Origin of the sequence: Marinomonas sp. (genome assembly GCF_965225885.1) — a bacterium.
Classification (GTDB): domain Bacteria; phylum Pseudomonadota; class Gammaproteobacteria; order Pseudomonadales; family Marinomonadaceae; genus Marinomonas.
Genome location: NZ_OZ245329.1, coordinates 3,936,779 through 3,951,072, shown reverse-complemented (window position 1 = coordinate 3,951,072; position 14,294 = coordinate 3,936,779). Strand labels below are relative to the sequence as shown.

Below are 14,294 nucleotides of genomic sequence, written 5' to 3'. Positions count from 1 at the left end.
CATGTCCGAAGTTAAGTTATTAATTGTTGAAGACGATAAAGGTCTTGCTGAAGCGCTAGAAGATACGCTGATGTTGGCAAGCTACCAGTGCAAAATAGTTTATAGCGCTGAAGAAGCTGTGGTTGCATTGAAACATAGCTTGTTTGATATGGTGGTTTCTGATGTGAATTTGCCTGGCATGGATGGCTATGGATTGTTGCACCATGTTATTGATACTTATCCAGAATTGCCTATTATGCTGATGACGGCTTATGGCGATATCGCACACGCAGTAGAAGCGATGCGTGACGGCGCTGTTGACTATTTGCTAAAGCCTTTTCAAGAAGAAGAGCTTTTGAATGCTATTGCAAAATACACGGTAAAAGAAGCGCCATCTGCAAACCCTCAGCCTATCGCGAAAGACCCTTCTAGTATTGCGTTGTTAGAATTGGCAAAACGTGTTGCCGTTACCGATTCGACGGTATTGATTTGTGGTGAAAGTGGTACTGGTAAGGAAGTGCTTGCCCACTATATCCATCAAAATTCTAGCCGACCACATGCGCCTTTTGTTGCTATAAACTGTGCTGCTATTCCCGAAAACATGCTTGAAGCCATACTGTTTGGTTACGAAAAAGGCGCTTATACCGGCGCTGTGTCTTCGCAAGCCGGTAAGTTTGAACAAGCCAATGGCGGTACTTTGTTGCTAGATGAGATTACCGAAATGGATGTTGGCTTGCAGGCTAAACTCTTGCGAGTTCTGCAGGAACAAGAGGTGGAGCGTCTTGGTGGCAAAAAATCTATTCCTTTGGATGTTCGGATTATAGCGACGACCAACCGAGATCTTGCTGATTATGTTCGCGATGGTGGTTTTCGAGAGGATTTGTATTATCGACTCAATGTTTTTCCATTACGCTGGTTGCCTATTCGTGAACGTAAAGGTGATATATTGCCCGTTGCTCAGCATTTACTGGCGAAACATGCCGCAAAAATGCGAATTACTGGCGCCGTATTAAAGCCGTCTGCACAAAGCAAATTAGAGGCTCATCCTTGGCCTGGTAATGTTCGTGAGCTTGATAATGTTATTCAACGTGCTTTGATTCTGAGCCCAAATTCGCAAATTAATGAAGATCATATTGCGTTTGATATGATGAGTTTGACGCCAGTAGTGGTTGAAACGGTTGCTGATGAAGACAGCGCCGCTTCGATTCTTGGTAAGGGTGTTCAGCAGCATGAATTTCGTATTATTGCGCAAGCATTGGTCGATGCAAACGGCAAACGTAAAGTTGTTGCAGATAAATTGGGCATTAGTCCTAGAACTTTGCGCTATAAAATCGCTAAAATGCGGGAAAGTGGCATAGACGTTGATTGATTTTTGTATCTTGTTTTAATTAGCTTTATGCTAAGCTGTGTATTAGCGATATGTTAAATCGTACAAATGTGATTTTTAGGTGAATAACATGATTTCTGGTCGACCAGACATTAATCAGGTGTTGTCCCAAATGAGGGATATGCGGTCGCAGGTACAGGCGCCGAGTTCTCCTGTGTCTAATGTTGCCAAGGTAGGTGGTGAGAGCGAGGGAGGTCAGACCGTAGAGCGTGCGGATTTCGCAGAAATGCTGAAGAATGCCGTTAACAATGTAAATACTTTGCAAAAGGAATCTACACAATTAGCCCAATCTTATGAACGCGGTGACGAAGGGGTTGATTTACCTCAAGTTATGATTGGTCTGCAAAAATCGAGTGTGTCATTTGAAGCAATGACTCAGGTGCGTAATAAACTTGTAGACGCGTATGAAAAAATCATGAATATGCCGATTTAGGCATAATAAACCGCTTGGCGCTTTTTAATGGATAATGTCCCTGCAGAACAATCGGAGCAAAAGCTCTACCTAGAGTTAGTTACCGGCTTTAATAAGCTGACGGTGATTCGTCAGCTTGCATTAATGGTCGGTTTGGCTGCATCCATCGCAATTGGATTGGCAGTCGTATTATGGAGTAATGGCCCTGAATATAAGCCAGTCCTAAGTAGTATTACGGATTACAATGCAGATCAAATAGTAGAAATCCTCAGTGTTAACAATATTCCTTTCAAATTAGATGAAAACACAGGTGCTTTACTTGTTGAGTCTGATTTTTATCATCTAGCACGGCTTAAATTAGCTGGCTCTGGCATTGTTTCTGACAATATTGTTGGCATGGAGATAATGGATCAAGAACAAGGTCTTGGTACCTCCCAATTTGTTGAAACGACACGTTATAGGCGGGGGTTGGAAGGTGAATTAAGTCGAACCATTACCAGTCTACAAAGTATAAAAAGTGCTAGAGTTCATCTGGCGATACCAAAAGAGTCAGTTTTTGTTCGCGATACTCGAAAGCCTTCTGCTTCTGTATTCTTGGAACTTTATCCTGGAAGGCGTTTGGATAAGAGTCAAGTCGAGGCTATCGTTAATTTAGTGGCTTCTAGTATTTCACAGCTGAGTGACAAAGATGTCACTGTTGTCGATCAACGCGGTACTTTGTTGACTGAAAAAGATGCAGATTCCGAGTTGTCTGTGGCTGGAAAGCAGTTTGATTATGCTCGTAAAGTAGAGGATGTATTGCTACAGCGAGTGAATAACATTCTTGGACCAGTTATTGGTCAAGGACGTTTTAAAGCAGAAGTGTCTGCTGACGTTGACTTCACTGCTGTTGAAAAAACCAACGAACAATACAATCCTGATTTGTTGGCGTTGCGAAGTGAACAGACTTTAAAGGAAAACAAAACTGGTGGGGCAAATACAGGTGGTATTCCGGGAGCGTTGACGAATCAGCCTCCTGGTGCAGTGACTATTCCTGAGGCTGTAGACGCAAATGGTGCTCCAATAGGTGGAAACTCTTCGGCTAAAAATGGCCAATCTCGCGAAGAAACGACCCGTAATTTTGAATTGGATAGAAGTATTAGTTACACCAAGCGACAGCAAGGTATGGTAAGGCGATTGTCAGTTGCGGTGGTTGTTGATGATTTGGTTAGTCTTAATCCAGATACTTCTGCCGTTGTTCGTACGCCATGGAACGACGATGAGCTTGGGCGTTTAACCCTATTGGTTAGAGATGCAGTCGGTTACGATCCATCGCGTGGCGATAGTGTCAGTGTTATTAATTCGCCGTTTGCTTTGCCTGAACCTGAAGAGCCAGTTGTAGAGTTGCCATTCTACCAACAGTCATGGTTCTTGAGTCTAATTCAGCCAACATTGGTTGGTATATTTGTGCTTATTTTGTTGCTGGTGGTTGTTCGTCCAATTTTGAAAACCCTCAGTGATCAGAATAAAATTGCAGTTACAGAGGATACGGAAGCGGCTATTTTCTCCGACGAAACGGATGAGATTTCAGATGACCAAGTATCACTTGTTAGTGCAGAAGACATATTGGTGCCTGGTTCTCCTGAAAAAATTGACCGTCAATTAAACGCGATTCGCGGTTTAATTGCAGAGGAGCCAGAGCGTGTTGCTCAAGTCGTTAAACAATGGGTAATGGAAAGCAAATGAGTGATACTGGCCAAGGTGCAGAATTAAGTTCGGTTCAAAAAGCAGCAGTACTTCTTATGTCGCTGGGTGAATCTGATGCCGCGCAAATACTAAAGCATATGGGACCGAAAGAGGTGCAGCGTATCGGTCAGACCATGGCGCAGTTGGCAAATATTCAGCGTCATCAAGTCGAAAAAGTATTAGATGATTTCTTAGTATTAGTTGGCGACCAAACTGGTTTAGGTCTTGGTGCGGATGGTTATATTCGTAACATGCTAAGAGAAGCGCTTGGTGAAGAAAAAGCCGGCAGCTTGATTGATCGAATTCTGCTAGGCGGGAATACAACAGGTCTTGATACGCTTAAGTGGATGGAATCACGTGCTGTCGCTGATGTCATTCGTTATGAGCATCCGCAGATCCAAGCCATTGTTATTTCTTATTTAGACCCAGATCAGGCCGCGGACATCTTAGCTAACTTTGATGAACGAGTACGTTTGGATATTGTATTGCGTGTGGCAGCATTAGAAACGGTTCAGCCTGCCGCTTTGCAAGAATTGAACAACATTCTTGAGCGTCAGTTCTCTGGTAATAATTCAACTCAGTCCACTACCATTGGTGGTATTCGTACCGCAGCCAATATCATGAACTTTATCGATAGTTCGGTCGAATCGGAACTGATGGAGTCTATTCGTGATGTGGATGAAGATTTGGCGAATACTATCCAAGACTTGATGTTTGTTTTTGATAACTTGTTAGAAGTAGATGATAGAGGTATTCAGGTTATCCTTCGTGAAGTGGAGTCTGAGACTTTGATTCTTGCGTTGAAAGGAGCTGATCCAGAAATGCAGGACAAAATCTTCAAAAACATGTCATCTCGTGCTGCCGATATGCTTAAGGATGATCTAGAGGCAAAAAGGCCTGTTCGTGTAAGTGAAGTTGAAGTTGCTCAAAAAGAAATACTGGCTGTGGCCAGACGCCTTGCTGATAATGGGGAAATTGTTCTCGGTGGCGGCGGTGAGCAGATGGTTTAGTTAGAGTATGTCTGATCAAAAACAGGAAAAAGAAGAGCGTAAATTAACCGCTTATGAACGCTGGGAACTTCCTCACCTAGAAAACAATAAACCGAATACTAATTCTGGCCCCGCTATTCTTATACAGAAAAATACTGTAGTGACTACTGAAGAGGTGGATGAAGACTCTTTAGTTTATGAACCATTAACCGCTTCACAGTTAGAAGAAATTCGTTCGGCAGCCTACGATGAAGGTTTTATTCAGGGTGAGGAAGAAGGCCATAAAAAGGGCCATTCTGATGGTTTCGCTAAAGGTGAAGTGGATGGTTTCGAGAAAGGTCATGAAGAAGGTCGGTCAATAGGTGTTGAGGAAGGTTTAACACAAGCGAGAGCGGAAGCTCAGTCTCAGCTCGAGACACTTGAAGCTTTATTAGCCAATATTGTTCAAGAGATGGCGTTGCCTTTAGAAAATAGTCGCGCCGCTGTAGAAACTATTTTGTATCAATCAATGACAAGAATTGTTGAAAATGTTTGTTTGTCGAAGATGTCTGAAGATGGACATCAAGTTTTAAAAGAACAACTTGCCAGAGTGTTTGATGAAATAGGTGAATACGAAGGACGTGTAAGACTGCGCCTTAATTCAGCTGATGTCGCTATTTTAGACGAGCTTGGTGTAAAAGAGCGTCTAACTATACAGCTAGAAACAGACGACTCTCTGATTAATGGAGGCTTCGTTATTGACTCTAAATTTTTTCATATAGACGGACGAGTTGAACAGCGTTTAGAAGCTGTATTCAACGAGCTTCGTGACCTTCCCCTTTCAGATCAGGACTAACGCTAGTGTCCACCCTCGAAGAACGTTTGAATAAACTCAGTCATGTCTCCTCTGTTCCCTTGGCACCACAAATTGAAGGTAAGGTGACTCGTATGGTCGGTTTGACTATGGAAGCGGTTGGCTGTGTGGTGGCGCTTGGTGATCGTTGCTCGGTTCAAGTTAGAAAGGATCGTTGGGTGGAATCCGAAGTGGTCGGTTTTACTGGTGATTTAACCTATCTCATGCCAACGGAAGCTATCGAAGGTATTTCTCCTGGAGCACGAGTTCGTCCGCTGCTTGGCGATAGTAAAATGCCAGTCGGTGATGAATTACTGGGTCGTGTAGTGAATGGGCTAGGCAAGCCTCTTGATGGTAAAGGGCCGATTAAAACGAAAGATTCGGTAACGTTGCATGGAAATGTGATTAACCCATTACAGCGAAAACCTATTTGTGAGCCTCTAGATGTCGGTATCAAAGCCATAAATAGTTTATTGACTGTCGGTAAAGGTCAGCGTTTGGGGCTTTTTGCTGGTAGTGGTGTGGGTAAGAGTATGTTGCTCGGTATGATGACAAAATTTACCGAGGCAGATATTACGGTTGTTGGCTTGATCGGTGAACGTGGCCGAGAAGTGAAAGAATTTATTGATCAAATTTTGGGTGAGGAAGGTCTTTCTCGTTCTGTTGTGGTTGCGTCTCCTGCCGATGATTCTGCATTAATGCGATTGCGTGCTGCTATGTTGGCAACACGTATTGCGGAGTATTATCGGGATCAGGGTAAAAATGTATTGTTGTTAATGGACTCTCTGACGCGATATGCGCAAGCACAGCGAGAAATTGCTTTGTCTGTTGGTGAACCTCCAGCAACTAAAGGCTATCCGCCTTCGGTGTTTTCTAAGCTTCCTCAGTTGGTGGAGCGCGCAGGTAATGGCTGTGAAGGCAGTGGTTCGGTTACGGCTTTTTATACGGTTCTGACAGAAGGGGATGACCAACAAGACCCTATTGCGGATGCGTCCCGAGCAATTCTTGATGGTCATATTGTATTGTCTCGACGTTTAGCAGAAGAAGGGCACTATCCCGCTATTGATATCGAAGCCTCAATCTCTCGGGCTATGCCACACATTGTCAGTGAAGATCATTTATATGGTGCGATGCGAGTGAAGCAGTTGTATTCTAAATTTCAGCAGAATCAAGATCTTATTTCGGTTGGCGCTTATGCAAGAGGCAGTGATCCAGACTTAGATCAAGCGATCATACAAATGCCTGAAATTCGTAGTTTTCTACAACAGTCGCTTACCGAAAGTTTTACAATCGATGAGAGTTTGCAGGCCCTTGTTACGGCGATGACTAAGGGGCAGTAGACGATCAATGGTAAAAACGTCTACTATTTAGCTTGTTTCTGAATGGGCCTTGCATGAAAAAATCACATCGAATGCAGATTTTAGTCGATCTTGCTAAACGTAAGGAGGATTCGGCTGCTCAACAGCTGGCACGTGATAAAGCGAAAGTGCAGTATGATGAGCAAAAGTTGAATGAGTTGCGGGAGTACGCTGGTCAATATGAATCAGAGCGTAATTTACTCGGTTTGAGTGCTTATTTAACGACCAACTATCAGCACTTTGTGAATCGTGTCCAGCAGGCGATTGTACAACAAGAGGCTGCGGTAGGGCGGTCAGAACAGCAAGCAGATATGAGTATGCGCCGCTGGTTGCAAGCTCGTTCGAAAACCAAAAGTATGGATTGGCTAAAAGAAAAAAATCATAAAGCGGAATTGGTTGTTGAGGCGAAGCAGGAGCAACGTCAAAGCGATGAGTTCGCTATGCGCCGTTTTTTGGACAATATGCGATAGCGTTTTAAGTGTTATTTTGTACAACCACTTAGCTTATTGTTAGGATGAAGTATGGCGCGACTTGGTAATGGATTCGTTGATTTGTCTTTGCCTATTTCTAACGTAGAAATAGCGTTACATGACTATGCTTATAATCCTCGTCGTGGTTTAGAAAAGCTTCATATCGCCCTACTTTCCTTACAAGAAATTTCTCGACCTAAAATCGTTAATACTTCCTATTATCAGCGTTTGAGCTCCCTTCTTAATGCAGTTGATGGGCTCTTGGTCTCTGGTTCTCCCTATTTTAGTCATTATCATTCTGCATTTTTATCCGCTACTGATGCGCTTTTTCAAGCGGCTTTGGCTTGGCAGTTTGGCTCGGATCGCTCACAACAGTTAGACGGCCTTTTGTCTGCCGAGCGTTCTTGTTGGGCTGTGGTGATGTCCATTGCTGATGAAAAAGATGTCTCGCTAATGTATAGAAATTACGAGGCTCGATTAGATTCTACTCAACTTAGTTCAATGAGTGTTGATGCTTATTTAGAGGCTTTTTCTAGTGCTGGTCGAGTATCATTTCAGTTGGATTCAGTAAAAGGATCTCGACTAAGTGGCCGTTTTTTATTGATAAGTGTTCAATCATTGTCTTGGCTGAAGCGGAGATTTCCTTCGCTGCAATGGCAGGTCCTTTCTATTAATGAGAAAGAGCCATTGCGTGCTTTATGTGAATTGAGTTTTTTGCCTCTTTTTCAAAATGTTTCTATGTCACGTGATTCTCGCTACCGTCTTTTGGCATTATTTGAAGATAGGTTTAAAGCATTATTTTATCAGGAGTTTAGTTCTCTTTTTTCGTTAGACCTTACTTATGTGGATCAATCTAGGCGTCTAGTACCTAGTGTGAATAATGTTACGACTTTTGAGCAAGACGAACATTTAGCGTATTTGCCTGTGCGTCATGGTGGAATGGTTTATCTTGGTGGTCGCATGTTAAGTGATATTGATTCTAAAATGGCCTATGTGAAATGTTTGGGGCGTGATTATTTATCCTATTTTTTGTATGAGATTGATACTTCCTTTGGACGGTTTGTTTTTGATCAGCAAGAATGCTTCGGGCGATATAAGATCGATGAAGGGGATTTCTTTTTAGAGGGGGCGTTTTGTTGGTTTAAACCGGCTGAAGGTGTTAAGGCTAAAGTGCTTTTAAATATGCCTTTGATTGCTTCTGATTGTGCGTCGTTTTGTCAGTTGCCAGAAGCTATCACTCAGGTATTGGTCGTAAAACAAGGCGAGCTTTATTTTGCAATACCTTACTTTTTTATTTGCGAGGTTGAGGCAGTTTGTTCTGCAATGCCAGCTCCGCGCTCTTGGATAAAAAATATTTGGTTAAATCAGACTAATGTGCCGTTATTAGAGCCATGGTTGTTGAGTAAAAGCATGCTCCCCAAGATCGATTGCTGGCCGGAAAAAAATAAATCTACATATCCTTCTAAGAATGGTTATTATTTTGGAAGGCTGTGTGGCACGGTATTTTGGATAGAAGCGGATTTGATATTGGCGTTATTGCCTTATAAGGCACCGTCTTCAGTGGTGTCTTTCGAAGACGTTGAGCATCGTTTCGTGTCATTTTTAATTCATGATGACCAAAGTTACGATAAAGTGATTCCGGAAGCACTTCTTAGCAATGAGGGAAGCTCTTCGATTGATAAGATGACTTTTTCCGTTATTCTAGAATGGATGGGGCAGTCAGTTGTTCTATCATTTGCTTCTTGCGATTGGTCTGCCACATTGCCAGCTAGTAACGGTATTAAGGAGTTTTCTTTGCCTTCTGAAGAAGTAATAAGTGGTTGTGGAAATATAATAAGCCATCTTGCTTCTTTTCAAGACGGTGATTTGGTTCTTAATAAGAAAAATTATTTATCCTTTGTTGCTGGCTTTTGGCCATCTTCATCATTAGCTTGAAAGTGATTAATGACTATGAATACACAGCATTCACCGTTTGGTGCACCAAGAAAAGAGCTGATTAATGGCCTACAAAAAGGCGTTGTTGCCTTGTTGTTTCTATTGTTATTGGCTTTCACCAGCATGTATATGTTGATGAGCATTAACTTGGAAAAACAGAATGTGCATCAAGAGAAGCTGAGCGAGCTTTTGGGGGTGGTTCATAGTGCAGAAGAGCATTGGCTACAATGGTTGTTAGTTGGTGATCGTTTGATTTCTAACCGTGCTGAAGCACCTTCTTCTAGTTATTTGCATCAGAGATTAGTGAGTGAGTATCGTTTGATGGATAGTCGCCTTAGTGAGTTTGAATTGACTTCTGGAGTTGATGTTTCCGATTCATTGGCTTTATTAGATTCTTTTTCACTAAAAGAGTTGGATTCTTTGCCTTTAACTGGTGAAGAGCGAGGTGCTGTTTACTCATCATTTGAGCATTTAGAGGCACTAGATGATGAACTTGTGCAGATTAGCGTTAGTTTGGATTATGAACGTCAACTTTTTGTTGAGAGATTGATCTGGTTTCCGGTTGCTATCTTTTTAGTTTTAGCAGCTATTGTGATTATGTTGTCGGTTCGATTTGGCCGTCAATTACGTTCTGGTTTTTCGAGCTTGCACCATATTCTGGATCATCGTAAGCATGGTCATACGTCTATGCTTCCTTCCCGTAAAGTAATTGATGAGCTCACTGACTTGGGGCATTTGATTGATAATGAGTTGGCATCACGGGATTTTGATCTTGACCAGCAAAATGAGAACCTTAACCTGATTGAAAAAACCCTGGCTAAAGTGGATGAGCCTTTCTTTGTTACAAATCATCAAGGTGACATAACATGGCTGAGTGCTGGGGCTGAGCGGCTTTGGTTTAGGAATACATCGTTATTTGAGTCTTTGTTTGGTATTGACTCTGGTTTGGATGATCCACTTGGAGAGCGTATTTCCGATTCTATTCTATTTTCCGATCAAGATTTAAAGCTGAATTTATCTGATGGTGTCTATTGGTTAAGTGTTCATCATTTTGCCTCTGAATTGGAGGATGATTCTAGTAGTCTGCAGCGTCTTGTTTTTATACAGACTAAAGCGGAAATGGCTGAGTTTAATATTTTGCATCATAGCTTGAAATTGATTGAGCAGGATGTCTGGAATGCGCCTATTCGCCTATCAAGACAAGACTCGCCTTATGCTGATTTTGCTAAATCTTTAGAGGTGGTACGTAGAAAAGTGGTTATGCTTTTCGATGCGCTGAGTGCTTCCTCTGTACAAACACATTCCCTTGAAAAGATTACGAAACTACAACAAATAGCATCCCTAATTGACGAAAAAACGGATCACAATGAGCAATCAGTAAACGATCTCGTTGTCATAAATGATGCCCCATTTGAAGAATTTAAGATTGAGTTAAACGATATGGTCTGGCTATCTGAGCAGGTTAGAGATTCGTTAATATTGGGTTACGAACTGGTTTTACAGCGCTTAGCTTTGGTTGAGAAAGATTTGTCTTCGGATGTGTTTTTGTTAGGGGATGTTGATCGTTGTCTTAATGAAGTGAGGGCAGGTGTGCTAGCAAGTCTTGCTGCAACAGAAGGTGAAAGTGAAATAATTCGTCGTCGATTTGCCGTAGATATAGAGCACGATATTAGTAAAGTTCAAGATCAGATAGAAGATATGAAGTCCATGGCGGCTTCTACCCTTTCATTGCTTGGGTCTGATCGCAGCGTTGGCCTAGCTCGCTTAGATAGGGCTAGAGAGTCTATTAATGAGATGCTCGAGCGGATCCATGGGTTGATTTCTAAAACGACCACCAGCATTTCAGATGGTAGTAAAGATGTATTTATAAAAGAATCTAACGATGAGTTGGACGAGTTTTAAAGCTTTCCACTCATACTCGAGGAGTAGGTTGTGGTTGAAAGCTCTTTTGATATAAAAAAAGAATGTCTGACTATCCGTGTAACAGGACGTTTTGATTATAGCTGCCACAAGATGTTCAAGGATGCTTTTACAGAAGTTAGAAACGTAAAAGAGTATGAAGTTAATCTAGCGGATGTGTCTTATCTGGATAGTTCAGCGCTTGGTATGCTGTTATTGCTTAGAGATTACGCTGGCGGAGAGAAGGCTAATATTAGGTTGGTTAGTGCGAATAGCGCCGTTATCGATATTCTTAAAATTGCTAATTTTCATCGGCTTTTTGATATTACTGAGTAGTTTTGTATGGAACAAATTTTAACCATATTGATTGCGGATGATAACCCTTCTGATCGTATCTTGTTGAAAGCAATTTTGAGTCAGTTTGGCCATAATGTTATTTCGGCTGTTGATGGGCAAGATGCCATTGATAAGTTTGATCCTCACACTATTCAGTTAGTGTGCTTAGACATAAAAATGCCTCATAAAGATGGCTGGGAAGCAGCCCTCGAAATTCAGCCTATTGCGGGCGATGTATTTGTTCCTATTATTTTCCTTTCTGGTGTAACAGATCCTATCGCTCTATCAAATTGCCTGCGGATTGGCGGGATTGATTTTATTTCCAAGCCTTACAGTCCAGCACTTATTACTGCGAAGTTAAATGCCATAGTCAGGCTTTTGGTGATGCAAAAAACGCTCGAATAACAGCGTGATGCAATGAGTTTGTATAATGAGCAATTGCTTAATGAGCAAGAAGTCGCGAAAGTGGTTTATGAGAATATAACCCACTCAAATTGTCTAAAAGACCCCTCGCTTTCAACTTTTCATTATGGCACCCATACTTTTAATGGCGATGTGATTTTAGCGGCTTATAAGCCAAATGGTGGTATGCATATTCTCCTGGGGGATTTCACCGGTCACGGTCTTTCTGCTGCGATTGGTGCGTTGCCGCTTGCGGACATATTTTTTGATTGGACAAAAAAAGGCTTTTTAATGCGTCAAATTATCCCTGAGATAAATGCGCGTCTAAAAGGAATTTTGCCATCGAATATGTTTTGTAGTGCTGTATTTGTTGATATTAAAGTGAACAATAAAAGTATTGAGGTCTGGAACGGAGGGTTGCCAGATTTATTGTTTTTTTCGCAAAATGCCGATAAGCCAGTACGGTTTACTTCTAAAAATTTACCTTTAGGTGTGCTTTCTCCCGATGCGTTTGAGTGTCAAATTGACCCAATGGCTTTTGTTCCTGGTGATAGATTGATGGCATTTTCGGATGGCGTATATGAAGCGTTGGATTTGTCTGAGCAAATGTTTTGCCATTCTGTACTTAATCCGCTTTATCAAGGTGAAATAGATGCAGAGCAAGCGGTTGATTGGCTTGTTCAGCAGTTAGAGCGAGAGGGAATTTTGGAGAATCCTCATGATGATATTTCATGTCTTAGTGTTCGTCTGGATACTAATATCGGTATTGATTCATCTGAATATGAGTTATCAAGAGGGCATGATTGCATATACCGGAGCAATCCGGACACCCATTCCGATATAACTCGGACACCCATTCCGTTTTTATCCGGACACCTATTACGCTCTAAACCGGACACTTTTTGGCTTTTCCCGGAATCCCTGTCCGGATTAGCGTAAACTCTGTCCGTATTCACCGGAATCCCTTCGTTTTCTCTTTTAAATCAATCGCTCACTACACTTGGTTACCCCTAATACGTTGCCAGGAAGTGATCATGACCAGAAAGAGAACCTCAATGACCAATATTAAAGAGATTTTGCGTCTCAAACATGAGTGCCATTTATCCACGCGGCAGATTGCTTCTTGTTTGAATATCGGCCGCTCTACCGTGTCCGATGTCCTGACTCGTTTCAAACAAAGTGACTATTATTGGCCCCTTGCCAGTGACGTTTCCGATACCGATCTGTCTAAAGCGCTGTATCAAGAAAAACCGGCTAATCGCCTGAAAGTGATGCCGGACTTTGCGTACTTTTTTATCGAACTCAAGCGCAAAGGGGCGACGAAGCAATTGTTGTGGGAAGAATATGTTGCCGAGCACCAAGAGCGCACTTATGGCTACAGCCAGTTCTGCGAGTACTTCCGTCGTTGGCTCACCACACAAAAACGCAGTATGCGTCAACTCCATACCGCAGGTGACAAGTTATTCATTGATTATTGCGGACCGACTATCCCGATCGTCAATCCGGAAACGGGCGACGTTCGCCACTCACAAGTGTTTGTCGCCACACTGGGAGCGTCTAACTACACCTACGTTGAAGCCAGCGAAAGTCAAAAGCTGGAGCATTGGTTACAGTGTCACGCCAATGCGTTTGAACACTTCGGTGGCGTTCCCGCTTTATTGGTGCCAGACAACTTAAAAGCTGCCGTGACAAAAACAGATCGTTATGAGCCGAAACTCAACGACAGTTATCGTCAGTTAGCACATCACTATCAAACCGCTATTATGCCGGCTCGTCCCTATAAACCCAAAGACAAAGCCAAGGCCGAAAATGCGGTTCTGATTGTTGAGCGCTGGATCATGATGCGTCTTCGTCATCGCACCTTCCACACCCTGAGAGAGCTGAATAATGCGATTCGAGAGCTGATGAAGGTTCTGAATCAGCGACCAATGCAAAAGATTGGCGTGAGCCGCCAAGCCCTTTTTGACACCCTCGATAAGCCCGCCCTGAAACCATTACCGATGCAAAAATATGTCTACACAGAACATAAACGCGCCAAAGTGGGGCCGGACTACCACATTGAGTACGCAAAACATTACTACTCGGTACCGCATCAGCTTGTGGGTCAACATGTGACACTGGAAGCCACGTCGCAGATCATACAAATCTTCCATCAAGGTCAACCTGTCTCGTCTCACCCAATCAGCCGAAAAGAGTATGGACTGAGTACCCACATGGAACATATGCCGAGCCATCATCAACATCAAAAGTGGTCACCAGAACGCTTGATCGGATGGAGCAAGCAGATAGGCGTCGCCACCGAAAACGTCATCAAACAACAAATCCAGTCCAAAGCTCATCCAGCCCAAGCCACTCGTCGCTGCCTTGGCATACTGAGTCTAGCGCGCAAACATGGTGATGTTCGCCTAGAGCAAGCCTGTCAGGATGCCTTACTGGTAAACAAGCCCGTTCTACGCTTTATCCGAAATCTGCTCGACCATCATCGAGAAGGCACGCTGTCCCTTCCTTCTGACTCGACACCCGACATCCCGCACAGCAATGTTCGCGGGCCACACTGCTACCACTAGGAG

13 protein-coding genes are annotated in these 14,294 nt (G+C 42.8%); all 13 read left to right on the top strand.

Annotated elements, in window-relative coordinates:
* Position 1: 1 nt before the first annotated feature.
* The 13 genes from ACO05V_RS18915 to istA all read left to right on the top strand — a co-directional run bounded on the left by ACO05V_RS18915 (position 2) and on the right by istA (position 14,291).
* On the top strand, positions 2-1,348 hold the full coding sequence (locus ACO05V_RS18915) for a sigma-54-dependent transcriptional regulator (RefSeq protein WP_421855260.1): 1,347 nt from the start codon (positions 2-4) through the stop codon (positions 1,346-1,348).
* Between the two features lie 88 nt (positions 1,349-1,436).
* Positions 1,437-1,799: a flagellar hook-basal body complex protein FliE gene (gene fliE, locus ACO05V_RS18910; RefSeq protein ID WP_421855257.1), complete on the top strand. Its 363-nt coding sequence runs from the start codon at positions 1,437-1,439 to the stop codon at positions 1,797-1,799.
* 27 nt (positions 1,800-1,826) lie between these two features.
* Complete coding sequence (fliF, locus tag ACO05V_RS18905) at positions 1,827-3,503, top strand: flagellar basal-body MS-ring/collar protein FliF (RefSeq protein WP_421855254.1); 1,677 nt, start codon at positions 1,827-1,829, stop codon at positions 3,501-3,503.
* Positions 3,500-4,513: a flagellar motor switch protein FliG gene (gene fliG / locus ACO05V_RS18900; protein ID WP_421855251.1), complete on the top strand. Its 1,014-nt coding sequence runs from the start codon at positions 3,500-3,502 to the stop codon at positions 4,511-4,513. Before fliF ends, fliG begins: the two co-directional genes overlap by 4 nt.
* Before the next feature lie 7 nt (positions 4,514-4,520).
* Positions 4,521-5,327, top strand: coding sequence for a FliH/SctL family protein (locus ACO05V_RS18895; RefSeq protein ID WP_421855248.1), 807 nt, complete (start codon positions 4,521-4,523; stop codon positions 5,325-5,327).
* Between the two features lie 5 nt (positions 5,328-5,332).
* Complete coding sequence (fliI, locus tag ACO05V_RS18890) at positions 5,333-6,664, top strand: flagellar protein export ATPase FliI (protein ID WP_421855245.1); 1,332 nt, start codon at positions 5,333-5,335, stop codon at positions 6,662-6,664.
* Positions 6,665-6,717: 53 nt separating this feature from the next.
* Positions 6,718-7,152 carry a flagellar export protein FliJ gene (gene fliJ / locus ACO05V_RS18885; RefSeq protein WP_072841254.1) on the top strand — a complete coding sequence of 145 codons (435 nt, stop codon included), beginning with the start codon at positions 6,718-6,720 and terminating at the stop codon, positions 7,150-7,152.
* A 51-nt stretch (positions 7,153-7,203) separates the two neighbouring features.
* Complete coding sequence (locus ACO05V_RS18880; protein ID WP_421855242.1) at positions 7,204-9,087, top strand: hypothetical protein; 1,884 nt, start codon at positions 7,204-7,206, stop codon at positions 9,085-9,087.
* Positions 9,088-9,096: 9 nt separating this feature from the next.
* Positions 9,097-10,989, top strand: a complete 1,893-nt coding sequence (locus tag ACO05V_RS18875; RefSeq protein WP_421855239.1) for a hypothetical protein — start codon at positions 9,097-9,099, stop codon at positions 10,987-10,989.
* Between the two features lie 30 nt (positions 10,990-11,019).
* Complete coding sequence (locus tag ACO05V_RS18870) at positions 11,020-11,322, top strand: STAS domain-containing protein (protein WP_421855237.1); 303 nt, start codon at positions 11,020-11,022, stop codon at positions 11,320-11,322.
* A gap of 6 nt (positions 11,323-11,328) precedes the next feature.
* Complete coding sequence (locus ACO05V_RS18865) at positions 11,329-11,727, top strand: response regulator (protein WP_421855234.1); 399 nt, start codon at positions 11,329-11,331, stop codon at positions 11,725-11,727.
* Positions 11,728-11,739: 12 nt separating this feature from the next.
* On the top strand, positions 11,740-12,663 hold the full coding sequence (locus ACO05V_RS18860; protein WP_421855231.1) for a PP2C family protein-serine/threonine phosphatase: 924 nt from the start codon (positions 11,740-11,742) through the stop codon (positions 12,661-12,663).
* Between the two features lie 95 nt (positions 12,664-12,758).
* Positions 12,759-14,291, top strand: a complete 1,533-nt coding sequence (gene istA / locus ACO05V_RS18855; protein WP_421846542.1) for an IS21 family transposase — start codon at positions 12,759-12,761, stop codon at positions 14,289-14,291.
* Positions 14,292-14,294: the final 3 nt, after the last annotated feature.

Excerpts from the sequence above, each read along its gene's own strand:
- ACO05V_RS18880 (WP_421855242.1), top strand. The coding sequence starts at position 7,204 with ATGGCGCGACTTGGTAATGGATTCGTTGATTTGTCTTTGCCTATTTCT.
- ACO05V_RS18895 (WP_421855248.1), top strand. The coding sequence starts at position 4,521 with ATGTCTGATCAAAAACAGGAAAAAGAAGAGCGTAAATTAACCGCTTAT.
- ACO05V_RS18865 (WP_421855234.1), top strand. The coding sequence starts at position 11,329 with ATGGAACAAATTTTAACCATATTGATTGCGGATGATAACCCTTCTGAT.
- ACO05V_RS18860 (WP_421855231.1), top strand. The coding sequence starts at position 11,740 with ATGAGTTTGTATAATGAGCAATTGCTTAATGAGCAAGAAGTCGCGAAA.
- istA (WP_421846542.1), top strand. The coding sequence starts at position 12,759 with ATGACCAGAAAGAGAACCTCAATGACCAATATTAAAGAGATTTTGCGT.
- fliF (WP_421855254.1), top strand. The coding sequence starts at position 1,827 with ATGGATAATGTCCCTGCAGAACAATCGGAGCAAAAGCTCTACCTAGAG.
- fliE (WP_421855257.1), top strand. The coding sequence starts at position 1,437 with ATGATTTCTGGTCGACCAGACATTAATCAGGTGTTGTCCCAAATGAGG.
- fliG (WP_421855251.1), top strand. The coding sequence starts at position 3,500 with ATGAGTGATACTGGCCAAGGTGCAGAATTAAGTTCGGTTCAAAAAGCA.
- ACO05V_RS18875 (WP_421855239.1), top strand. The coding sequence starts at position 9,097 with ATGACTATGAATACACAGCATTCACCGTTTGGTGCACCAAGAAAAGAG.
- fliJ (WP_072841254.1), top strand. The coding sequence starts at position 6,718 with ATGAAAAAATCACATCGAATGCAGATTTTAGTCGATCTTGCTAAACGT.
- ACO05V_RS18915 (WP_421855260.1), top strand. The coding sequence starts at position 2 with ATGTCCGAAGTTAAGTTATTAATTGTTGAAGACGATAAAGGTCTTGCT.